Genomic DNA, 23,631 nt, shown 5'->3' with positions numbered 1-23,631 from the left:
ACTATTAGATTCTGCTACTTTCGGTATTGCGGTGGAATAGGTAAATCAGATGCTTTGAAGTTTGGCCTTTGACCACCGCGCTTGCGGTATTGCTTTAGCTGAAAAACATAAGCAAGTACCTGCGCTACTGCGGTAAACAAACCATCAGGAATGGCTTGCTCTAATTCAGTGGAATGATAAAGGGCTCTCGCAAGAGGGGGAGCTGGTATCACATAGATGTCATGTTCTCGAGCCACTTCTCGAATTTTTAGCGCCATATGATCACTACCTTTAGCAACAACAATAGGCGCTTTATCTATATCTTGTTTATACCTTAAAGCAACAGAAAAGTGCTCTGGGTTAGTCACAATAACATCAGCTTGAGGCACTTCTGCCATCATTCTCCTCTGAGCGGCTTCCCTTTGTAGCATGCGAATACGACCTTTAACTTCAGGCTTACCCTCAGTATCTTTATATTCGTCTTTGACTTCCTGTTTTGTCATTTTAAGTTGATTGGCATGCTGCCAAATCTGAAATGGAATATCAATTGCGACAACAATCAGCAGCGAACAACTAATTAAGAGTACAAAATTAAGCAGTATATCTAAGGCATGAAAAATATTTTGCGGGTACACATCTAGACTGAGTTGGAAGAGATCTTCCTGAGCTGCATTAATCAAATAAAATGCAGCGCCCGATACTAAAATAACTTTTAGAATTGACTTGATCAGTTCAACCCAACTTTGTACCCCGACCATGCGCTTTAAGCCACTTAAGGGGTTCATTTTAGACCACTTAGGCATGGCAGCCTCAACGGAAAAGCTGATCCCACCAATACCAGCAGCACCAGCAAAAGCCGCAACAAAAAGGACAAAAAGGATGATAATAAGTGGCCATAGTAACTCCCCCATAGCCCCAAACGCGATATCAAAAAGTTTCGTCAGATCAAAGACTTCGTCTCGGGAGAGGCTGAATAGTCTTCCCATCAAAGTGTAAAGAGAACGAGACAACCATTCTCCGAACCACATAAGAGCCACAGCCCCAACGACTAATACTGAAACCGATGCCAGTTCCTTAGAGCGTGCAACTTGGCCTTTTTCACGCGCCTGTTGCAATCGCCTGGGCGTGGCCTCTTCGGTACGTTCTTGACCGTCTGATTCTGCCAACTCAGCCCCCTAGCAATCCAAGCGAATAAAGCGACATACTTGCTGCTCTCCTTGTAACCAGAATAGCTCATAGTGGCTATACAAACCTGAGATAATGTACCAACAAAGTAACAAGCCTACGATCAGTGCAAAGGCAAAGCCAAGAGAGAATATATTCAACTGAGGAGCTGCACGAGTCATAACACCGAAAGACAAGTTAATGGTTAGCAAAGCAATAATGCCAGATAAAGACATGCTCAGCGCAACTTGGAACATAATACCAAGCCAAAGAGCCAGCTCTCTAAAGTCAACCGTATTGAGTGAGCCGCTACCAATAGGTAATGACTTAAAACTCATCACAACCAACATAATCATCTTGAGATGACCATCTGTCGCTAAGAAAAACATGGTCGCCAAAAACATGAACAATTGACCAAGTAATGGCGTGTTCTGACCATTGGCAGGGTCAACCATAGACGCGAAACCTAAACTCGACTGCATACCCAATATTTGACCGAGAATAACAAAGGTCTGGATCATGAACTGAGTGATCGTTCCCATAGCAACACCAATGATGATCTGCTCAAGAACCGTCATAAAGCCTTGGAAAGAGAGGAGCTCAATATTATCAGGAACAACAGGAACTGACGGCATTACAGCAAAAGTGATCGCCAACCCTAAATAAAGGCGAACACGGGTAGACACAAATCTTGCACCAGTCACCGACATCACCATCAACATGGCCGCAATCCGAGTGTAAGGCCAAAAGTAGTTGGCAATCCAATCGAGTATTACGCTAGTCGGATACTCCATTCTCAATCACCTTAATATAAAACCTGAGGTAAACGTTCCACGATCGAGAAAAAGTACTCCATTAGCATCTGCGTCATCCAGTGAGCGAAAACCATCATAGCCAATAAAGTCACTACTAGACGAGGTAAAAAGCTCAATGTTTGCTCGTTGATTGACGTCGCCGCCTGAAAAATTGCCACAATCAAACCAATCAATAAACTGGGAATAATGATGGCACATACCATAAGTAGCACCATCCATAACGCATCTCTAAATAGTTCGACAAATAACTCTGGCGTCATGCTCTCCTCCCTCTATAAGGCAAAGCTACCTGCCAATGTTGACAGAATCAGATTCCAGCCATCGACCAGCACAAATAGCATCAATTTGAAGGGTAAAGAGACAATCATAGGCGATAGCATCATCATACCCATAGCCATGAGAACTGAGGCAACCACTAAGTCAATAATCAAGAAAGGCAGAAACAGCATAAAACCAATTTGAAAAGCCGTCTTAAGTTCAGAAGTAATAAAAGCGGGTATTAACACTGCCATAGAAACATCTTCAGGTCTGCGAGCATCAGACCCAGAGATATTAACGAAAGTCTCCAAATCCTTAACCCGAGTCTGCTTGAGCATGAAGTCTTTCATTGGCATTTGAGCTAAATCAAACGCTTTGCGCGCTGTTATTTGTTCATTGATATAGGGCTGAATTGCATCTGTATTTATCTTATCAAGGACAGGCGACATGATAAAAAACGTCAGGAAAATTGCGATACCAATAATCACTTGATTAGAAGGTGTTTGCTGTAGACCCATCGCCTGACGAAGAATCGACATCACCACAACAATTCGAGTAAAGGAGGTCATTAAAATAACCATGGCAGGCAAGAAGCCCAACATGGTCATTAGCGCCAATATTTGCAGGTTAATCGTATAATCTTCGCTACCATCCGGATTGGTGGTCATGGTAAAAGCGGGGATGCCACCTCCACCTCCAGAAAAGCTGCTAGTTGAAATCGTTCTTGCAGCTCCCTGGTCCTTCTCCATTGCAGAAACCGTAACCGCTTGTGAGGGCGCAGCATTAGATGGAATTGGAGTAGGAAGAGATTCTTCAGATAAAGACAGCGTAGAATACGCTGTCAAAAAAAAAGCCAGAATGAATGGTAACAACTTGCTAGTGTTTATCATTTTTTTTCAATATCTGAGTGAGTTGAGTAGCGAAAGGCGTATTCGCTAGGGCTGATTTACTCAGTTCTTCTTGATTCAAGGGTGTATCCAATTTAGAAATCAGTTGAACCGACTGTGATGTAACACCGACTAAAAACTGTTCTTCTCCAGCTTGCACTATCACCACACGCTCACGAGTACCAACTGGCAACTGGCGAACAATACTTAAACCACCTTGATTCATCATTGATGGCACTCGCATACGCTTTAATAGCCATGCGAGAAACAAAATAAACGCCACAACAAATATCAAAGAACCAAAGGTTGTAGCCCAATCCAATTGTTCATTACTAGAACTTTCAGCCAGAGCAAACGGTGAGATAGGTAACAGAGCCAAGACTTTGAACCTGTTTCTACAACTTGTCATAACCTACCTTAGTTTCTTAATTCGTTCAGTTTGGCTAATAACATCTGTTAAACGAATACCAAACTTATCGTTGACGACGACAACTTCACCATGGGCGATCAAAGTTCCATTAACCAATACATCCAAAGACTCGCCTGCTAAACGCTCGAGTTCAACAACCGAGCCTTGGTTAAGTTGTAATAGATTACGAATACTAATTTTTGCGCGCCCAACTTCCATAGAGATGGTCACTGGAATATCTAAAATAGTGTCCAGTTTACGACGTTCATCATCTGAGATAGGAGATGAAGTATCTTCGAGCTCATCAAGCTGCGCAGACATCACTTCCTCTACGTCTACCTCAGGAGCATCTGGATCCTCGCCAAGCGCTGCGGCCCATTCATCAGCCAGTTTTTGATCTTCATCCATACCTAATTACCTATTTTCTAATCTTCTATTTCGCCGTCATCATCTTCTAATTCAGAGATGACGTCCTTACCCAAAAATGCGATATCCGTTTTCACTACATCAGGACGTTTAATTTTCTCGGATACTTGCACTGCCAACATCTCGCCCGAGCGTCCCATTTTTACACGATATGTGGGAAGCTCTTCGACAAACATAGTGGCGTTTTCTGGCATGGCAACAGGAATAATATCACCCGGTTGAAGCTCCATCAGATCGCGCAGAGAAATATCATGCTCGAGCAAATTAACCCTAAAGTTGATAGGAACATCCATGATTTCTTCTCGCAAAGCACTACTCCAGCGGACATCAGCTTCCATTTTGTCAGACTGAACACCAGCATCAAGCAGTTCTCTTATCGGTTCAACCATGGAATAGGGCATAACTACGTGAAAGTCACCGCCGCCACCATCAACTTCAATGTGGAATGAGCTAACCACGATAACTTCCGTAGGGCTGACTATGTTCGCCATACTCGGGTTAACTTCGGAATCAAGATACTCAAACTCTACGCCCATTACAGGCGACCATGCCTCTTTGTAGTCTTCAAACACAATTTTTAGGAGTAACTGGACAATTCGGCGCTCTGTTGGTGTAAACTCACGACCTTCAATCCGAGCATGGTAACGTCCATCGCCACCAAAAAAGTTTTCCACCAAAATGAAAACCAAACGCGCTTCCATTGTGATAAGTGCGGTACCTTTAAGCGGCCTAAAGCGTACCATGTTCAAACTTGTTGGCACGTAAAGCGTATTCTGGTACTCACCAAACTTCATCATTTGAACGCCGTTGATGGAAACCTCGGCAGCTTTTCTGAGCATATTAAACAAACTGATCCGCATATGTCGGGCAAAACGTTCGTTAATAAGCTCGAGTGTCGGCATTCGACCACGAACAATCCGGTCTTGGGACGAGAAGTCAAAATCTACTGACGAACCACCGCCGTCACCACCACCGTCACCACCATCATCGACATCGTCAACACCATGAAGAAGCGCATCAATCTCATCTTGGCTTAATAAATCGGTCACTCATCACCTACTGTATTACAAAATCAGTAAACAACACACGTTCAATAACGGGCTGCCCTACGGCTCTATTTAAACTCGCCTTAATATCGTTTGTTGCTTTGTCTCTAAGTTCCACTCTGCCGTTGACACTTCTAAGTTGCTCAACCGTAGCCGAGGCAAACGTCCCTAGTAACGAGCTCTCAATTAGCGGAGAGTGATAGCGAGCCAAGTTTTCATTTTCGAACCCCCTCACCATCAGTTGTACTTTTATCTGCACCAATCGTTCTTTGGTATCACCTGTCACATTAAACAGAAAAGGCTGGGCAATATTGACATAGGAAACAGGTTCCGCTGAAACCTCGACTTCCTGTTGAGCAACTTCTCCCGCTTCTTCTTCATCTCCTGAACCCATCATAAAAAATGCGGCACCGCCACCACCAACTAGTAACACAACAACAGCGATGATGATAACTAACAGCTTACTTTTACCTTGGGGAGCTTCTGTTTCGATTTCTTCGTCGGCCATATTCGTGGTTCTCTATTTTGCTTACTTTTCTATAGTTTAAGCGTAATAACTGATTCCATCACGCTTTGTTGTAACATTCAAATCAAGATTGACGCCTGGTTCAAGGTTTTCTTCGTTAGAAAAGGCTTGATTGCTGTCGCCTTGACCACTCTCCGAGTTATTTCCAGCGTAGCGGTTGTGCTGCCCAGAAGACTGTTGTTGAACAGATGAGTCACCCAACTGGACCCCTTGCTGCGCCAACATTTCCCTCAAACGTGGCATAGATTGTTCAATCACATCTCTAGCTTGTTGGTTTGCAACGGTGAAATGTACTGTTGCACCATCTCCCCCTACATTTAAGCGAATTTGCAATCGCCCTAATTCTGGAGGATCAAGACGAATATCAACATTCTTAAGGTTTTTGGACATCATCATCTGAACACGCTCAGCAACTTGCTCGCCCGCTAGCTCTCTATTTAATGGCAAAGGGGCTTGAGCCGAAGCTTGTTCTGCACGTAGTTGTGTTTGCCCAGCTCCAACCTGTTGACCTGTTGCCTGAGATAACTGTTGGGCCAAGCTAAACTCTTGTCCTTGAGGCGCTCCCTGCTTGGAGCCTGATTGAGATAGTTTCCCAAGCGACCCTAAAGTCTTAGCTCCCATTACCGCCTTTAACATAGCCTGCTCACTAGCAACCGGGGTTGCTGCAACCTGCTGAAGCTGATTAACAGAAAAGTCATTCGCTAGAGGGACATTTGCCGTCGCCTGAATAATATTCTGATTATTAGCTAGCTGGGATGATTGAGAAGCTTGATTCACCCCTTGAGGACTTGTCTGGACGATATGTGCTTGGGGCACCTTTTGCTTTCCTTCAAATTTTTGTAACACCTCACTCGCGTCTACCTCCTCAGAGGGTGTTGACCAAGGAATGGCTGAACTCGCCATTGCTGGCGAAGCTTCTAGTACCTGTGAAGGTCTAGCCTGAACATTAACACTGTCGGTAATATCTATGTTTTGTGGATTAAGACCTGACTGTCGTAGCTCTGTATGTACTGCTTTTGCCACCGGAGTAATATGACCTTGCAATTGCTCAGACATAGCCTGAGACTTCGCGGACGCAATAATTTGCTCTAGTTCAACCTCTGAAAGGCCCTGCCCTTTAAGTTGATGTTTTAAAAGCTCAATATCCTCTTTAATCGCTAGCTCAGCTTGCTCCACATCAAACATATTGGCGTTACCCACTGTCTTTACATCTGAGAGATCGTAAGTGTCGAATTCAGGACTTAAAGCCAGATCTGATGGTATCTGTTCAGGTTCAATAAACTGTTTTGCTATTTCAGGAATATCAGCAATTTGCTCTTTATAAGTAGTATGAGCCAATGCTGCAGGCCCTAGTTTATCAAGGTCACTCGATAGATCAGCTGTTAGATCCTTTTTACCAAGTGATTGGTGTAAATTATCTTGGTTGTATTGCACATTTGGATCGTCACTAGAAAGGACCTGATCACTCTTACCCTCTAGTGGCAACTCCTTGCCGGGTTGGTCTTGTAATACTTTGTTTGCATCATCCAACCTTCCGAGTAATTCACCATTTTCTGAGACTATCTTATCCGCATCAGATTCAAGTAAGTTGCTCGGTATAGCTGAATTACTCTTTAGTACTGCTTCTTCAGCTAAAACCTCCGATTGGCCTTTTAGGCTGTCAACATCTATGTGTTTTTCTGAATCGGATAAATTGTTTTTACCAAGATGGTTAACTTCCTCACCACCAAAGTCACCACCAGGACTAACCTCTTGTTCTAGCATTAATTTAGTACTTTCATCCCCCTCAACAGGAGAGTCCTTTACTACTGTATCTGCCGCTTGTTTTTCACTAGGTTCACCTTTTATGAACGCAGCCAACTTGGCAAAAAAACCTTCTGGTTGCTCAGTCTCTGCAGACTGAGGATTAGTCGAGATCGCTTTAGAAGAATCGGAGACTGGGGGTATATTTACATTCATAAACAGAGCACTCACATACAATTGAGAGAACAGCCGCAGATAATCATTAAAACAACCATCAGCGACGCAGCAATATTTAACAATGTTTAATGAGCAAGAAACGCGCCAAGTAAGTAGTCATACAACTGATACAAGGTAGCTGACTTTATATAATGTTAGAACTAGTTTGTAGAGCGGCGGGCATACTGTACAGTAGCAAACTCATCCATTTGTTTTTGTTCTCGGATGTGCTGTATCCGTTGCTTTTCTTCCCGCTTTTTCTCGATAAGCCATTCATAAGATCGACGCTGCTTTCGACATTCAGTCCAATTGTGCTCACAATTTTCTACTTGTGAGATGAAATGTTGTTCCGCCTGCTTTTGTTTAGATAACGTTTCATCAAGTGTTGTAAGAAATCTATTTAGGTGCATATACTGACTGGCCGTCAAACCCTGCTTACCTTTTTCTACAAGTTGGTCACAATAGTCTAAGCGGTAGTTCTCTATTTGTTTCAACTGCTGATAATAATCTTCTAGTTCAGCTCTAGCCTGGCTAAGTGCAAGAACCGCTTGGTTTTCGCGCTCTTTAGATTGTTCAAGCAAAAATACAACCGCGTTATCCATACATTACTCCTCCGTTTGCACTTGCAGCAGGTTACGCAACATACTAATGCTCATATCGAAGGGGACGGTTTCTTTCATTCCTTGTTGTAGGTAGGCGTCTAGCCTTGGTTTAAGTGTAAACGCACTGTCTATTGCAGGATCTGAGCCTGGCTTATAAGCACCAATGGATACCAAGTCTTGGTTTTTTCTACAAACTGACAGTACCTGTCGCACAGCTTTAGACATCAGGATTTGCTCTTCATTAGTTACCTGAGGCATCACACGGCTGACTGATCTTTCAACATCAATTGCTGGGTAGTGGCCAGCATCTGCCATTTCACGCGATAACACAATATGACCATCAAGTATCGCCCTTGAAGCATCAGCAATAGGGTCTTGTAAATCATCTCCCTCAGTAAGAACAGTGAAAAAAGCCGTGATGGACCCATGTTCTTGATTGCCATTACCAGCACGTTCTACCAGAGAAGGCAGCTTAGCAAATACAGATGGCGGGTAGCCTTTAGTCGCTGGTGGCTCACCAACAGATAAAGCGATTTCGCGTTGAGCTTGTGCAAAACGGGTAAGAGAGTCCAATAAAAGTAACACATCAAGACCTTGATCTCGAAAATACTCAGCAATGGTCAATGCTGTTTGACAGCCCTTAAGACGCATGAGTGGAGAGGAATCTGCAGGCGCCGCAACAACAACAGAACGCTGACGTCCGTCTACTCCGAGTATTTCATCAATAAATTCTTTTACCTCACGCCCCCGCTCACCAATGAGACCCACCACTACAACTTGAGCGGTTGTTCCTCGTGTCATCATTCCCAAGGTGACAGACTTACCTACACCAGAGCCTGCAAATAAGCCGATACGTTGGCCTTTACCAACTGTTAGCAAACTATTAATTGCTTTTATCCCGACATCTAAAGGTTCAGAGATTGGCTTTCGAGAAAGAGGGTTAATCGGATCAGAGTTAAATTTAGCACGCTTATCCGTATACAGTGGCCCAAGACCATCGAGCGGGTTGCCTACCCCATCGATCACTCGACCGAGCAATTCCATTCCTACAGGTAAACCAGAGTCCGTAGCCAATGGAGTAACTTTAGCTCCAGGCAGAACCCCCGTAATTTGCTCACTAGGCATAAGGAACAAGTTATCACCTGAAAAACCGACCACTTCGGCATCCATGTGTCCATGTATAGTCTCGACTTGACATAAACTGCCAATTGGCGCTCGGCATCCTGTCGCTTCTAGTGTGAGTCCAACGACACGTACTAGCTTACCTGATGCAACAGGGCGACAAGTCAGGCCTTCAGTGTGATAATGTGAGAGACGTTCAGCAAGCGCTAACATTAGTCACCACCTTGATGATGATTTGCGCCACAGAAGTTATCGAGAACATTACGAATTCTGTCCTCTAATCGGTAATTAATGCTGGACTCACCCGCTTCAATCTGTAAGTCGCCGGGATTAAGTGCAGGTTCAGAAACTAGCAACCAGTTACGAAACTCCAGCTCCCCCTCACCGTACGCAGAACGCACGATCTCCACATCATCTGGGTGGAGTTTGACGGTAATAGAGTGCCCTGATATTGGCAGGGATTCTACCGATTGTTTAACAGTATCTAACACCACTTTAGGATTGATTTTAGCTTCAACATGGACAACTTCTTTGACCAAAGTCAGCACCATATCAACGATCTGTTTTTCGACCTGAACATTAAGTAGCTCAAGTGGCTGGGCAAACTGATTCGCCAGATCAACAAAGGTACTAATTTGCGCCTGAATAAGTTCTTGTCCAGCTTCTATACCTTCAGCTTTACCCTCTTCAAAACCTTCCTTATGGCCTTCAGCACTTCCTTGTTCCTTGCCTTTTTCATATCCTTGTGTAAATCCAGCCTCTTGTCCTTGTAGCAACCCTTCTTCATAAGCTTGCTGCTTGATTTGTTGTATTTCTTCTTCTGTTAGCTCTTTCGGAGGTTCTGGCTCAGGCTCAGGAAGCATAGGCATCCAACTGGGGTCATAATTCAACGCGGTCTCTTTAGCCTGAGAACGAGTTTCCGAAGAGTAATCTGGCATGCCCCACAACTCAGTCTTATGAGCAACATCCCCTTCCTCTATACGCAGGTATCCTCGCTTTCTTTCATCTGACATGACCAAATCACCTAATGTTCAAGACTATAAGAATTCATCGGCACCACCGCCAAGAACAATTTCACCAGAGTCAGCCATTTTACGTGCAACGGCCAATACCTCTTTCTGCGCAGCTTCAACGTCAGAGACTTTAATTGGTGCCATAGCTTCAAGGTCATCAGCCATAAGTTCTGCCGCCCGTTTAGACATATTCTTGAAGATTTTTTCACGCAGAGCATCATCTGCACCTTTGAGTGCTCTCTGAAGAGACTCTTGCGGAACATCACGCAGCAGTTTTTGGATACCTGAATCGTCGACTTCGATAAGGTTTTCAAATACAAACATAAGATCTTGTATCTGTGTTGCCATATCTTCGTCTTGCTCACGGATTTGCTCCATCATGATGCTTTCCATCTGGTTATCCATAAAGTTCATGATTTCGGCCGCAGCTTTAGTACCACCAATTTTCGCGGCTTGGGCACCCGCTTGACCAGCAAACTGTTTCTCCATGATTTCATTCAACTCAGCAAGGGCTGATGGCTGCACTTCTTCTAGCGTGGCAATTCGCATAATAAGGTCAAGAGCATCACGCTCAGCAAACTGTGTCAAAATTTCAGCAGATTGATCGGGCTCTAGGTAAGAAAGTACAATGGTTTGAATTTGAGGGTGCTCGTTGATGATGATACTGGCTACCTGACGAGGATCCATCCATTTTAGGGAATCCAAACCTTTCGAGCCTGTGCCAAGTAAGATCTGGTCAACAAGGTTGTTAGCTTTGTCTTCACCTAGAGCAGCAACCAAAGCATTACGCATAAAGTCTTCACTGCCCATACCTATGTTGGTGTACTTCTGGATATCTTCCAAAAAGGCCCGATGAACAACACTCACCTTCTCTTGGTTGAAGCTAGCAGCCTGAGCCATTGCACTACCCACGCGCTGCACTTGCTTGGGTTCTAGATGGCGAATGATACCAGCCGCGTCTTCTTCATTAAGACTCAGCAAAAGGATCGCCGCACGCTCTTCACCGGGTACACTTTCAATATCTAAGGTGTTTTCTTCACCCTCACCTTGAGGGGCAACGTCATTAGCCATCTTCCATCCAGTTCTTCACTACTTGTGCCGCAAGTTCAGGCTCATTCGCTACAAGAGCTCGAACCGCTTTCAGCACGTCTTCATCTTTATGGAGATTGGGTAAGTCGATGCTAGAGCCAAACTCAAACAATTCTCCACCGTCCATGTCGCCACCAATCAGGCTTGTTTCACCATCAGCACCAATTGGTAAGCCATCAGGCCCATACAGGTCCTCGTCATCATCCGAAGCAGGGTTCAATAGCTTGGTCATTGCTGGGCGAACCAAGACAAGAACAATCACGATAATGACAAGTGCACTGGCTAACCATCTCATCCAATCATTGAAGTTTTCATGCTCCCAAATTGGCACATCGAGTACAACTTCAGACTCAGGTTCCGCAAACTGCATACTGAGGACATTAAGTAAGTCACCGCGACTTTCATTAAAACCTACTGTACCAATCAACACTTCGCGAATGGACTTCAATTCAGCGTCAGAAATCGGTTGATACGTTGTTTCGCCAGTATCTGGGTTGGTTGTAGGACGATTTTTTATCGCAACAGCAACCGTTTGACGGTTAACAACACCTGTCTGACGCCGCTCATGACTGATCGTAGTATCCAGTTCAAAGTTACGCGTCGCTTCCTTATGCACTGAGCCTTGCCCAAGCAAAGATCCATCCTTCATTTGCGCCACATCTTGCGGAATAGATGCATCTGCAGGAGGTTGGTTACTAAGCGCACCAGGAACACCAGCAACGACATTACCATTATTATAGTCTTCTAGTGTGTATTCACTTCGAGTAGAAGGTGTGTTGGGATCAAAGCGCTTACGGGTTTGCTCCACTGCACTGAAATCTAACTGAATATCCACCTGCGCCGTATAGTTACCGAAACCAAGAATTGGAATAAGCACAGAGTCTATTTTCTCTCGTAGTGCTTCTTCTTGTTTTCTCTCAAGCTCATGTTCTTTACGACGCGCGGCTGAGGCTGGGTCTTGGGAGCCAGAGCTCAACAAACGCCCATGCTGATCCGTCACCGTAATTCGATTTGGTTTCATCCCAGGGACCGCACTTGCAACTATATCGACAATAGAGTCGACTTCTTCTTGCTTTAGCGAAGCACCCATACGAAGCGTTAGAAATACAGAAGCCGATGCTTCCTGATTATGCCTAACAAACACGCTTCGTTTAGGTAAAGCTAGTAAAACACGCGCTTTACGCACATGTTTCATTTCCTCAATCGCCATAGCAAGTTGAAGCTCTCGACTGAGTTTTAAGCGTTCTTGTTCTAAGCGCTGCGAGACACCAAACCCCATGTTCTGCATCAATATGTCATTTCCAGCTTGTTTTTCGGTATTCAAGCCAGCACGGACCATATTTAACTTAATGGAGTTGTAGTCGCTAGCAGGTACTGAGATGGTATTACCGTCAAGGTTATAATCTATTTTTTCTTGATCAAGGTAGTCGAGAACTGGAATCAGTTCCTCGGTCTCATACGCCCCTAGTGGACGCATTTCAGGCTCTCGAACCCAGAAAAACAGCATCACAATCAAGGCAACACAAATGGAGATAGAGAAGACAAGTACAACTTGACGAAGAAGGTCAAGGTCTCCCACAGCCATATCGAATTTTTTCGAGCTTTGCTCATCCAAATCTGGATTTTGAATATCAGTATCCAAATCAGATGCAGCTACCATACCTGTATCCGGCGCATCTTCCGCTACAGCTAGCTCTGTTGATGGGGTTTCTTCTTCTGACACAGACAGTACCTATTGCTTAAACTGGCATATTCATCAATTCTTTGTACGCTTCGACAAGCTTGTTACGCACTTGAATCGTTGCTTCAAACGCAACGCTCGACTTGTTTCTCGCAATCATAACGTCAGACAACGAAATATCCTCGTCACCTCGATCAAAACGCATCTGTAGGTCACTTGATGATTTTGCTAATCCATTAACGTTATTAATAGCGTTGTTGAGCATATTTTTAAAATCGGCGCCAACTTTCTGTCCAGTTGCAGCAGGCTTGGTGTTCGCTGCTTCGAACATCATTGACTGTAATTCGCTTTGAAAACCATCCACTTTCATTGAACACCTCAACCGTCAACTCTTTGACCATAGTCCTTGTTGTTAGAATAATCTGCAATCTACATGCCATAAAGATATAGCAATGCTATGAGCGCCTTAATTGGGGATATCAATTCCCGCATCTCTCATTTTTGCTAGCTTGTAGCGTAGCGTTCGAGGGCTAATACCAAGTTTTTCGGCCATATCCTTACGACGTCCATTACACTCTGCCAATGTGTCAAGAATAATCGCAAACTCCTGCTCTCGTAATTCGCCTCCTAAACCAGAAGACATAGGGAGCTCATCTTCAGCTTCAGCCAAAGGCTTTATATTAGGCGCACTAATCTGACCGGTTTCCACTATATGCTGCAAACTGCACGCATCCTGCCAATCAAGCCCTTCTAAAAGGATATGTTCAGACATAATCTGCTCATTTTCACTTAAAATAAGAGCGCGCTGGATAACATTGTCTAACTCACGAACGTTGCCTGGCCAATGATAGGCGTGGAGTTTATTTAACGCGTTAATAGCCAGTTCAGGAACAGGAAGCCCTAACTTTTTGCAATGACGTTCAATAAGATGCTTAGCTAGAGGCTCAATATCTCCTTTTCGCTCGCACAACGCTGGCCAAGCTAGTGGAAAAACATTTAAACGGTAATATAAGTCTTCACGAAAATTACCTTCTTGGACATAAAGTTTAAGATCTCGGTTACTCGTCGCTAAAACCCGCACATCAAGCTTAATGCTTTTACGACTTCCCAAACGTTCAACTTCTCTCTCTTGTAGAACACGCAGTAACTTGGCCTGAAGGTTCAAGTCCATCTCACTGATTTCATCGAGTAGAATCGTACCGCCTTGAGCTTGTTCAAATTTGCCTGGACAAGCCTGCACAGCACCCGTAAATGCGCCTTTTTCGTAGCCAAATAGAGTTGCCTCCAGCATATTATCTGGAATAGCAGCACAGTTTATCGCGACAAAAGGTCCATCTTTACGGTTCGAAGCATTATGAATATAACGTGACATGACTTCTTTACCAGAACCACTAGGTCCAAGAACCATAACATTCGCATCTGTCTTTGCCACTTTATCGGCCATAGCTAATAATTTGAGGCTTTTATCATCGGCAACCACAGCGTCACCATTATCCTCTGATTTACTGGGCGCATAGCGGCTAACCATATTGAGCAAAACTTCGGGCGCAAACGGTTTGGCCATATAGTCTATCGCCCCGTCTTTCATTGCTGATACGGCATCTTCAATGTTTGCATATGCTGTCATAAGTAAAACAGGAATATTTGGCCAATGCTGCTTGATGGTACGCAATAGAGCTAGCCCTCCCATCCCTGCCATTTGCACATCAGATACCACTACATCGACAGAATGTGATTTGAGTTTAAGCAAGGCATCTTCAGCGCTGTCTGCTTCTAGCCATTCATATCCTGCAAGGGCAAGAGTATCAACTAAGGCTTCGCGCAAGCCTTCATCGTCTTCCACGATCAGTACTTTGCTTTGCGTCATTGTCCTTCTCCTGTGATTGTCTTAGGGTTGGCATTTGAGCTGCTTTCAAGAGGAATGCAGACAGTAAAGCATGCACCTTCTCCTTGTTCAGAAATTAGCTCCAGCCTTCCATCATGAGCACGGCATACCATCTGTACAACAGCCAGCCCAAGCCCTGTTCCTTGAGAGCGAGTTGTAAAAAACGGCTCCATAATTTGATCTTGTAATTCTTTCGGCACACCTGGCCCATTGTCTTGAACCGAAATTTTAAGTTCACTACGCACTGGCCTGAAAAAAACATCTATCTGGGAGTCCTTACCAGCAATCTGAATTGCATTCATAACCAAGTTACTCAAAGCCGATGCTATTGCATTAGCATTACCTAGAAGCTGAGCATCTTCTTGTTCAACTTCTAGGTGATAGTCAATCTGATTGTTTTTAAGCGCCGTCTCAACCATGGGGGAGAACTCAGAAACTAATTCCGAGACAGTGAAAGGCTTAACAACTTTATTGTCACCGCCTTTGGCAAACAACAACATATCGTTCACTTGCTTTTCTAAGTCGTGTAAGCGGTCCATCAGCTTAGCTTGGAAACGTTGCTTAGTTGCAGCTGATAAGCTAGGAGCACCTAGGTTTGATGCGTAGAGCATAGCACTGGATAAAGGGGTGCGTACTTGATGCGCAAGTGAAGCCACCATTCTGCCAAGAGAAGACAAACGTTGAAGATCGCTGATGCGTGACTGTAAGAGCCGAGTTTCAGTCAAATCAGTAATAAGTATTAACTGTCCTGTGGTCGAAGCAGAAATAGCAAGCCTGACTTTACGTCCATTTCGTAAAGAAACTTCATGCCCATCATCCTCTCTGGGAGCAAACGCTCCTTGGATAACTTCAAACCACTTTTGCCCAGTCAGTGGCATTTCCAATAATCGCTGAGCTTCGGGATTGGCTTCATGCACAACGCCTTGAGTGTCCAACAAAATCACTCCTGCTGGCATAACATCCAATACTTGTTTGTATCTCTCAACTTGCTCTTCAATAGTACCAAGCGGAGTATGATTCGTAGTAGCTTGAGCTGCTTGCATGTCGTATTTCTGCCTTTAAAAACAACAATAGTCTGAAATGCAAAAAGCAAGCCAGACTATTCTTGTTTATATTCAACAACTTAATTAATGGTCAGAATTTTGACAATACGAAGAATTGGCGCACTAGCGCTGAACGTTATACTTTCGCATTTTCTCGACTAAGGTTGTACGCCGCATACCCAACATATCTGCTGCACGAGCAACAACGCCATCTTGAGCCTCTAAAGCTTGGTTAATCATATTCACTTCTATCTCTGCAATCATTTCCTTGAGATTAACGCCCTCGGGTGGAAGTTCTTGGGGAGCATTAGCATGATCGTGTATTCCTTCCGTTTTATCGAGACTAAAACCCTCAGAGAATATGTCTTGCAATACATCTCGTTCTTGCTCCTCAACGGAAGCAAACGCATTATACTCTGGGTGAAACTCAGGGATATCACTATAACGATACTTGGTCGGCAAATGATTGACATCAACTAAACTATTTGGATAGAGAATAACCATCCTCTCCACCAAGTTAGCTAGCTCCCTCACGTTACCTGGCCAATTATGTTCCATCAATGAGTTAATTGACCTTGGGGTAAAACAGATTGGCTGACTGCCTTCAGACTCCATACGAGCCATCAGTTCCTGAAGTAAAAGTGGTACATCGTTAATACGATCACGCAAAGGGGGCATATCAATGGGAAAAACATTTAAACGGTAATATAAGTCTTCTCGGAAAGATTCCTCTTTTATCATCTTGTCTAAGTTTCGATGAGTAGCGGCGATAACCCTTACATTAACTCTTATGGTTGTATTGCCCCCCACACGTTCAAAGCATCGCTCTTGCAATACCCTGAGAAGCTTAACTTGCATCGGCATTGGCATATCGCCAATCTCGTCCAAAAACAAAGTACCGCCTTCAGCTAATTCAAAACGCCCTTTACGTGAGGTAATGGCTCCTGTAAACGCACCTTTTTCATGACCAAATAGCTCGCTTTCTAACAAATCAGGCGGAATAGCACCACAATTTATGGGTACAAATGGCCCTGTTTTACGTGCAGAGTGGTAGTGAATATTGCGAGCAACGACTTCTTTCCCTGTACCAGACTCACCTAGTATAAGTACGTTTGCTTCGGTCGTAGAGACTTGCTCTATAAGGTGTCTGACTTCCTGTATACCCATACTTTGTCCCACCAGACTTCGGAACAAAGCGTTATCACGAGAGGAAGAAGTAAGATTTACACCTTGACGCCCTAGAAACTCCTTACAATGGCGCAGAGCTTCACTTAGTTGAGGGTAATTTAAAGGATATTCCAGTTCGCCAACATAATTGGTCATTTCTTCAACTGGATAAGAGTGGGGCCCTAACATAAGTAAAGGTATATGGTTGGCTTTTAAGAGATGGCCGTTTAGTTGAGTGGAGAACCCTTGATTATTCATAGAACCAAGAATGCACCCAGCCCAAACATTAGACCAGTCAACGTCGTTTAACTGTGCGGAGCTTATTGCCTCGCACTGTTCTCCAACGAACTCCAATATGTTACGCAGAACGATGCGTGCTTGTGCATCATCTTCAATTACGAGCAGCTTTGCTAAACCTTGCATGGGTGAGAATTATTGCCTTTATTTTCAAACGTTGTGGCTGACATTTTGTTCTGGCGACTAATCTAACTATAGAACAGGATTAGTGATAGACAATTTATAAAATTTAGCAACAAATTTAGCCACTAAACAAGTTAGTGGCTTACATTCTATTTGATAAAAAAATAAAGGCAACCAAGCAATTAGGTGATGTGATATTTATACCAAAAGCTTTGGAGCAAAATATGTTTATAAGGCCGATTAAATCAATATTTTTATTTAACTTTCCGCATCATTTGCAGTTAAATTGTGATATTCCGCTGGTATCTGTTCCCAAGCAGACTTAATTTCACGAATTATATCAATAACATCATCAATTGGCTGAGGATCATTTTTATGATTAGCTTCGGTTATTTGCGTAATCATAAACTCGTAAAGTTGATCAAGGTTTTGAGCAATATCACCACCATCATCCATCGATAAACAACTACGTAAGCTGATAATAATATCCAGCGCTTTACCTAGCCTTTCTCCTTTGATCGGAATATTTCCTTGCTCCATTGCCGCTTTACCTTGAATCAAACGCTCAATCGCTCCTGCCATAAGCATTTGAACAATCTTATGCGGGGAGGCAGCACTGAGCTGGCTATCTACTGATACCTTCTTGTAAGCCTGTAATGAACCACGCATAACAACCCTCTTTATAAAAATTTTTTGTACTGCTGAACCGACTTACTGCCGTAGCGATACTTTTTCAAATCACTGCCAAGTTCTGCGGTTTTCTTTTGCATTAACTCAACAGTCAACTGAGTGCGCTTTATGGCATCCTGCCATTCTGGTAATTGCGCTAACTCATCCTGTTTATTTATTATACTAATCAAGGTTAGCAATATCTGTTCCCTTATATCGACTCGATCAAGAATTTCTTCAGAATTAATCTCTTCTTCTGCAAGTTTAAGAGTGATTTCGTGATCTACATCACTTAGCTGAGACAGCTTTTTCAAAAATTCATCCGCCAAGTGCATTCATCATACTCGCTAGCTGGGACTGCATATTGCTCGTAGCATCTTGCATTGCCGAAAATTTGGCGTGCGTACGTTTTTGAAGGCTCTCCATACGCCTATCTAGTACTGCTTGATCATCATCAAGGCTATAGTTGCGTTCAATCATGGTTTTTTCACGAGTCCTAAGTGTTCCGGTGACACCAGTTATCCCCTGAATCGCTTCTTCTACTTTCTTAGCAAAGCCCTGATTACCACCAAAGAAATCCTCTAGCTTATTGAAGTTTTTATTGATTTGACGATCTAGCATATCATAATTGATCTCTAACGTGCCTTGGCGAGTCGTCGCTATACCAAACTCTGTAAGGGTCTTAAGATCATCCGAAGCTGGCTCAATTGGGGAAGAAAAAACTGACTTTAGCCTTGAGTCAGCATTGCGTACAACGCTCTCCCCTGCGAGAGGTCCGGCTTGTCCTGTACTTGGATCAACACCGGCAAGCTCTTTTGATACTTGATAAAACTGGTTATATGCTGACACAAACTGCTCAATATCCGCTCGGACTCGCAAACGATCGTATTCAATATCAATCTCAGAGGGAGCTTTGTTCATATCCGAGCGCCCCTTCAAGGTTAAGTCAACGCCTTCAATCGCATCTTCAATGATATTGTTGTCGCTCGAAAGTTGAGCCACACCATCAAGCAACACCTTGGAATCTTGAGCAGCTTGAACCTGAGTCATACCTCGATAAGCATCAAAAGACTCCTGAGCTGATTTTAAGTCCGCCTGGGCTTTATCGATGCGTTCTAGGTATTCTCTTTCTTCTTGAGGTAGCTTGGATAGTTCAATTTGCTTGGCTTCTTCTGGCGTCAGTTCTCCAGAAAGTACTTTTGCATCGAGCGCTGCTTTTTCCTGAGCTAGTTTCTCTTCAAGAGCTGCTTGCTTAGCCTCAAGAGCCGCTTGCGCTTCTTTGGGAGTGACATAAGAATCAGTCAATGTTCCGGAAGCTGATGGACTCCAACCAGGGACGTCAGGCGCTTTCTCTAACGCTTTTGCATCAAGTTGTGGTTCTGGCTCCCAATATGAGTCTAACAAAGTACCTGACGCTGTATCTGTCCAGCCAGGTATCCTCTCTTCAGGTCTTAGATATTGATTCGCTTGGGTGCCAGCAGTTGCGGCTGCAACTGCCGCTACATCAGATAACTCATTGCCAGCACTTGCGTCCTTAGCAGCATTTGGGTCAACGGCGATTGCCGCTTGTTTTGAAGCATCGGCAATTTCTTGATCGACAACTTTTGCCGCTTTAATATTGTTTTCTGCAATACGATCCGCCACTGCTTGTTCGTCTTCAGTCAGCGGCTTTATCAAATCTTGTGCTGTTGAACGGGCTTGTTCGAGATCTTTAACACGTTGCTCTAAGGTCTTATATTCGAGTCTTTTTAGGAGATTGCCAGGCTCAGCTTCAGCACTTAGGGTCAGTGCATTTTTCTCCCCTGAATTACTTGATGCAACAATAAGACGCGGACCTTCAACATCATTAATAACTGAGGCTCGAACACCCGGGTTTGCTTTGCTTTCATTAATGCCGCGAACAATGTCAGTAAGCTTTGCATTGTTTTTTACTTGAACTGTAAATTCCTTGTTATCTAAAGAAATCTGCAGCTTACCCGGGCCAAATTTTGCATCTTGCGGCATTACATCAGATGCAATTTTATGACTCTGGGCAAGCTGCAACACATCAATAGCATATCTACCAGCGATAGCTTCAGTGGTTGCTGTCGCAGAAATGACGGTCTCGTCTGTCGATTCAACCTTTCTTGCGGCGAAAGCTTTCTCTTGGCGAAAGCTCACCATCAAGTTTTTCATCGTATCCAACGACTCTCTGAGCCGACCGTAGGCACTGATACTGGAATCAATTTTGTCACGCTCACTGTCAATTCGCTGCTGTTTAGGAACACGCTCCGAATCAACAACTTTGCTGACCATGGCATTGATATCCATGCCAGAATTCATCCCTACGGGGCCAAAGCTCATTCAATCACCTCAAAATACGATCACACCGTGTGGTTCAGAAGTCCCGACGAATATCGAGCTGTCTGATCACGCAGGCGTCGCAGTATTTCTAACATTTCCTCATCGGGTATCTGACGAATAATATCACCAGTATCCGCTTCATAAATGGTTACTACATCTCTTCCCGATTCTTCATCGACTCGGAAAGATAGGCCAGTGTTGATGGACGAAATGAAATCATTCATTTGCTGTACCATACGTTGCCGTTCTGCCCTGTTGAGCTTTTCACGTTGTTGAGACGCTTCGATAGCTTGTTCAACAGCTTGAGCAGCTTGTTCTCTCACCTCGGTCGTAGAAACCTGTTCTTTCCGCGAGGAAACTTGTTGTGCACCACCATACTTTGAAGCAACTTTAGTGCCACTTTCTGAGCCGTAAGGCTGGATGTTCGATGTGTTGGATGGTATTTCCATAACAATCTCCCTTCCACCTTATAGGTTGGTAACCTTGTTACCTACCAATAAGCTCGTTCGAACCTATCGGTTAACCTAATAAGCTAAGAGCTGCTGATGGTGACTGTTTGGCCTGCGCCAAAACAGACGTACTCGCCTGCTGCAAAATCTGCGACTTGGTCATTTCAGTCGTTTCTTTTGCATAATCTGTATCTCGAATACGGCTACGAGATGAATTAACATTCTCGTTTATGTTATCCAAGTTACTGATCGCATGGCCAAAACGGTTCTGGAATGCCCCTAACTCCGCACGCTGACTATCTACAGTCGTTAATGCGCCATCTATGATGGAGACTGCCATTTGCGAGCCTGCAACAGTAGAGACATCAACATCAGCAACCGTTCTATCTTCTGCTGCTCCAAAACCAATCTCGCCTCCCAAAGCCCCACCAATAGTGACATCGGTTGCAACTCGGTTATTGGCAGTAAACAGTTGCAATTTCCCTTCTTCGCCAACGGACGCCTTAATATCTGGGCTTTGACCATTAATGTAGGTGGCGAGCTGTTCAATATCATCGCCCTCTTTAGCATTAATGGTTAGCGTCTGCGCTTCACCATATATATCAGTATAGTCGAGTGTAAGGTCGGTTGAGCCTTGAGACACCTCCCAATCTGGATCCTGCCCAGTTTGAGCAACATAAGCTTTGCCGCCCATTCCTTCATTATCAGAGCGCAGATTACCCATTGTGAGCATGACTGCCTCACCTGAGCCAGCGCCTATCTGGAAAGATTGGCTACCATAAGTACCGTTCAAGAGTTTGTTACCACCGAAAGAAGTTGTCTCGGCAATACGGTTGAGCTCATTATTGAGTGCAGTGACCTCTTCTTGAATCGCAAGACGTTCCGAACGTGAGTTCGAACCATTCGCCGATTGAAGTGATAGATCCCGCATACGTTGGAGAATGTTGGTCGTCTCATTCATTGCACCTTCTGCGGTTTGTGCAATTGAAATCCCATCATTGGCGTTTTTCACCGCCATGTCTAAACCACGACTTTGCGATGTTAAACGGTTGGATATTTGAAGCCCTGCTGCATCATCCCGGGAACTATTAATTTTGTACCCCGATGATAGGCGCTCCATCGATCTCTGCATGCCGTCAGCCGACCCATTAAGGTATCGCTGAGCAGTCATCGCAGACACATTCGTGTTTACGTTAATTGCCATACTGATCTCCTTAGGCATTAAGGGTGATGCACCTTAGCGTCTCTCACCTCGCTTTAGCACATCTCATTTCTCTCAGTCTTGTTAACGGCTGAGCTAATATATCCTTTAGAGAAAAGTTTGAAAAAAAATTTTCAAATAGAGCAAATATGCAACAAAGTTATTTTAAATCAGACAATTAAAAAGCAAAAAAAAATCCAGCCAAAGCTGGATTTTTTTCTTTTATTTAGACTTAACCAAGTAGGTTCAGAGCCGTATTTGGTGTTTCTTTTGCCTGAGCCAAGATTGAGCTGGACGCTTGAGATAGAATCTGCGACTTGGTCAGTGCAGTTGTCTCTTTGGCAAAATCGGTATCTTTGATTCGGCTCTTAGATGCATTCACATTCTCATTGATGTTATCCAAGTTAGTAATTGCATGAGTGAATCGGTTTTGGAAAGCACCAAGCTCTGCGCGGTGACTGTCGACATATTTTAGAGCTGAGTCTACAATCGCCACAGATTGCTGGGCTCCACCGACTGTAGTTACATCGATAGTGTCAACAGTGACCGCCTCTCTTGGTCCCATACTTAAGTCACCCGCTAGACCACCACTAAAGCTCACATCACCTTGGACTTTATCTGTGCCAGCGAAGATTTGAAGCTTACCCTCGCCGTCCACTGAAGCACTGACTAACTCAGTTTGACCATTGATGTAAGTAGCCACTTCTTCAATATCATCACCGACTTTTGTATTGATAGTAATGGTTTGTGCGTTGCCTTCATTATCAACAAGGTCCATTGTAAAGTCATTAGTACCTGCTTCAACAACCCAGTCTTTATCTTTACCGTTTGCTGCGTGATACATGCCACCACCCATGCCAACATTGTCAGAACGCATGTTATTGAGGGTTAACATCACCGCTTCACCGCCGTTAGAACCAATTTGGAAAGCGCGAGTTGAATAAGTACCGTTAAGCAATCTATTGCCACCAAATGATGTGGTTTCCGCGATACGGTTAAGTTCATCGTTAAGCGCCGTCACTTCTTCTTGCAATGCAATTCGCTCTGAACGTGAATTTGAACCGTTTGCTGATTGAAGAGACAAGTCTCTGATACGTTGTAAGATGTTAGTACTTTCGTTCATAGCACCTTCTGCAGTCTGAGCAATTGAAATACCATCATTTGCATTACGTACCGCTACATGAAGACCTCTACTCTGAGATGTTAATCTGTTTGAGATTTGGAGACCCGCTGCATCATCTTTTGCACTGTTAATCTTAAAACCTGAAGATAAACGTTCCATTGATGTTTGCTGTGCGTTGTTAGCGCTGTTTAGGTAACGTTGTGCTGTCATTGCTGCTACGTTAGTGTTTACATTCACTGCCATGGTGATTTCTCCGTTTGATTTTCCTGTGTTGCGATTCCCGACGTCTCGGAAAATCAAAAGTAGTTCTCTCAAAGTTACTTCTATTAACGGCTCTATTTCTAAAACCTTGAGA

The 23,631-nt window shown here is 44.0% G+C and carries 24 protein-coding genes; all 24 read right to left on the bottom strand.

The annotated features are described in order from the left end of the window. Positions 1-14: 14 nt before the first annotated feature. The 24 genes from flhB to AAFM34_RS00660 all read right to left on the bottom strand — a co-directional run bounded on the left by flhB (position 15) and on the right by AAFM34_RS00660 (position 23,519). Entirely contained in the window at positions 15-1,145 is a 1,131-nt protein-coding gene (gene flhB, locus AAFM34_RS00775) for a flagellar biosynthesis protein FlhB (protein ID WP_341658955.1), read from the bottom strand. Between the two features lie 9 nt (positions 1,146-1,154). Continuing rightward, positions 1,155-1,937, bottom strand: coding sequence for a flagellar biosynthetic protein FliR (gene fliR / locus AAFM34_RS00770; protein ID WP_341658954.1), 783 nt, complete (start codon positions 1,935-1,937; stop codon positions 1,155-1,157). A gap of 11 nt (positions 1,938-1,948) precedes the next feature. Beyond that, positions 1,949-2,218 carry a flagellar biosynthesis protein FliQ gene (gene fliQ / locus AAFM34_RS00765; protein ID WP_341658953.1) on the bottom strand — a complete coding sequence of 90 codons (270 nt, stop codon included), beginning with the start codon at positions 2,216-2,218 and terminating at the stop codon, positions 1,949-1,951. A gap of 12 nt (positions 2,219-2,230) precedes the next feature. Continuing rightward, complete coding sequence (gene fliP / locus AAFM34_RS00760) at positions 2,231-3,106, bottom strand: flagellar type III secretion system pore protein FliP (protein ID WP_341658952.1); 876 nt, start codon at positions 3,104-3,106, stop codon at positions 2,231-2,233. After that, positions 3,093-3,512: a flagellar biosynthetic protein FliO gene (fliO, locus tag AAFM34_RS00755; protein ID WP_341658951.1), complete on the bottom strand. Its 420-nt coding sequence runs from the start codon at positions 3,510-3,512 to the stop codon at positions 3,093-3,095. The genes fliP and fliO overlap by 14 nt, the downstream gene beginning before the upstream one ends. A gap of 3 nt (positions 3,513-3,515) precedes the next feature. After that, on the bottom strand, positions 3,516-3,920 hold the full coding sequence (gene fliN / locus AAFM34_RS00750; protein ID WP_341658950.1) for a flagellar motor switch protein FliN: 405 nt from the start codon (positions 3,918-3,920) through the stop codon (positions 3,516-3,518). Between the two features lie 17 nt (positions 3,921-3,937). After that, positions 3,938-4,987, bottom strand: coding sequence for a flagellar motor switch protein FliM (gene fliM, locus AAFM34_RS00745; RefSeq protein WP_341658949.1), 1,050 nt, complete (start codon positions 4,985-4,987; stop codon positions 3,938-3,940). Positions 4,988-4,994: 7 nt separating this feature from the next. Then, positions 4,995-5,492 (bottom strand): flagellar basal body-associated protein FliL, encoded by a 498-nt coding sequence (gene fliL, locus AAFM34_RS00740; RefSeq protein ID WP_341658948.1) that lies wholly within the window; start codon positions 5,490-5,492, stop codon positions 4,995-4,997. A gap of 36 nt (positions 5,493-5,528) precedes the next feature. Beyond that, entirely contained in the window at positions 5,529-7,469 is a 1,941-nt protein-coding gene (locus AAFM34_RS00735) for a flagellar hook-length control protein FliK (protein WP_341658947.1), read from the bottom strand. Between the two features lie 161 nt (positions 7,470-7,630). Then, complete coding sequence (gene fliJ, locus AAFM34_RS00730; protein WP_341658946.1) at positions 7,631-8,071, bottom strand: flagellar export protein FliJ; 441 nt, start codon at positions 8,069-8,071, stop codon at positions 7,631-7,633. 3 nt (positions 8,072-8,074) lie between these two features. Further along, entirely contained in the window at positions 8,075-9,406 is a 1,332-nt protein-coding gene (gene fliI, locus AAFM34_RS00725; protein WP_341658945.1) for a flagellar protein export ATPase FliI, read from the bottom strand. Next, positions 9,406-10,206 (bottom strand): flagellar assembly protein FliH, encoded by an 801-nt coding sequence (gene fliH, locus AAFM34_RS00720; protein ID WP_341658944.1) that lies wholly within the window; start codon positions 10,204-10,206, stop codon positions 9,406-9,408. Before fliH ends, fliI begins: the two co-directional genes overlap by 1 nt. A gap of 24 nt (positions 10,207-10,230) precedes the next feature. Next, a complete protein-coding gene (gene fliG / locus AAFM34_RS00715; protein WP_341658943.1) occupies positions 10,231-11,277 on the bottom strand; it encodes a flagellar motor switch protein FliG in 1,047 nt (348 codons plus the stop codon). Next, positions 11,270-12,955 carry a flagellar basal-body MS-ring/collar protein FliF gene (gene fliF / locus AAFM34_RS00710; RefSeq protein ID WP_341658995.1) on the bottom strand — a complete coding sequence of 562 codons (1,686 nt, stop codon included), beginning with the start codon at positions 12,953-12,955 and terminating at the stop codon, positions 11,270-11,272. Before fliF ends, fliG begins: the two co-directional genes overlap by 8 nt. Before the next feature lie 79 nt (positions 12,956-13,034). Continuing rightward, the gene (gene fliE / locus AAFM34_RS00705; protein ID WP_341658942.1) at positions 13,035-13,346 is read right to left on the bottom strand and encodes a flagellar hook-basal body complex protein FliE; all 312 of its coding nucleotides are present in this window, start codon (positions 13,344-13,346) and stop codon (positions 13,035-13,037) included. A 96-nt stretch (positions 13,347-13,442) separates the two neighbouring features. After that, positions 13,443-14,843 carry a sigma-54 dependent transcriptional regulator gene (locus tag AAFM34_RS00700; RefSeq protein ID WP_341658941.1) on the bottom strand — a complete coding sequence of 467 codons (1,401 nt, stop codon included), beginning with the start codon at positions 14,841-14,843 and terminating at the stop codon, positions 13,443-13,445. Further along, positions 14,840-15,904 (bottom strand): ATP-binding protein, encoded by a 1,065-nt coding sequence (locus AAFM34_RS00695; protein WP_341658940.1) that lies wholly within the window; start codon positions 15,902-15,904, stop codon positions 14,840-14,842. The genes AAFM34_RS00700 and AAFM34_RS00695 overlap by 4 nt, the downstream gene beginning before the upstream one ends. Before the next feature lie 123 nt (positions 15,905-16,027). Beyond that, the gene (locus tag AAFM34_RS00690; protein WP_341658939.1) at positions 16,028-17,494 is read right to left on the bottom strand and encodes a sigma-54 dependent transcriptional regulator; all 1,467 of its coding nucleotides are present in this window, start codon (positions 17,492-17,494) and stop codon (positions 16,028-16,030) included. 255 nt (positions 17,495-17,749) lie between these two features. Continuing rightward, on the bottom strand, positions 17,750-18,160 hold the full coding sequence (gene fliS / locus AAFM34_RS00685; protein ID WP_341658938.1) for a flagellar export chaperone FliS: 411 nt from the start codon (positions 18,158-18,160) through the stop codon (positions 17,750-17,752). Positions 18,161-18,171: 11 nt separating this feature from the next. Beyond that, positions 18,172-18,495, bottom strand: coding sequence for a flagellar protein FliT (locus AAFM34_RS00680; protein ID WP_341658937.1), 324 nt, complete (start codon positions 18,493-18,495; stop codon positions 18,172-18,174). Next, positions 18,479-20,503 (bottom strand): flagellar filament capping protein FliD, encoded by a 2,025-nt coding sequence (gene fliD / locus AAFM34_RS00675; RefSeq protein ID WP_341658936.1) that lies wholly within the window; start codon positions 20,501-20,503, stop codon positions 18,479-18,481. Before fliD ends, AAFM34_RS00680 begins: the two co-directional genes overlap by 17 nt. 20 nt (positions 20,504-20,523) lie before the next feature. Continuing rightward, entirely contained in the window at positions 20,524-20,952 is a 429-nt protein-coding gene (gene flaG, locus AAFM34_RS00670) for a flagellar protein FlaG (protein WP_341658935.1), read from the bottom strand. Positions 20,953-21,022: 70 nt separating this feature from the next. After that, positions 21,023-22,156 (bottom strand): flagellin, encoded by a 1,134-nt coding sequence (locus AAFM34_RS00665; protein ID WP_341658934.1) that lies wholly within the window; start codon positions 22,154-22,156, stop codon positions 21,023-21,025. A gap of 229 nt (positions 22,157-22,385) precedes the next feature. Continuing rightward, the gene (locus AAFM34_RS00660; RefSeq protein WP_341658933.1) at positions 22,386-23,519 is read right to left on the bottom strand and encodes a flagellin; all 1,134 of its coding nucleotides are present in this window, start codon (positions 23,517-23,519) and stop codon (positions 22,386-22,388) included. Positions 23,520-23,631: the final 112 nt, after the last annotated feature.

Origin of the sequence: Vibrio sp. (assembly GCF_038138445.1) — a bacterium.
Lineage (GTDB): Bacteria > Pseudomonadota > Gammaproteobacteria > Enterobacterales > Vibrionaceae > Vibrio.
The sequence above is the reverse complement of the archived record's forward strand: the minus strand, read 5'-3'. Positions and strand labels throughout refer to the sequence as shown.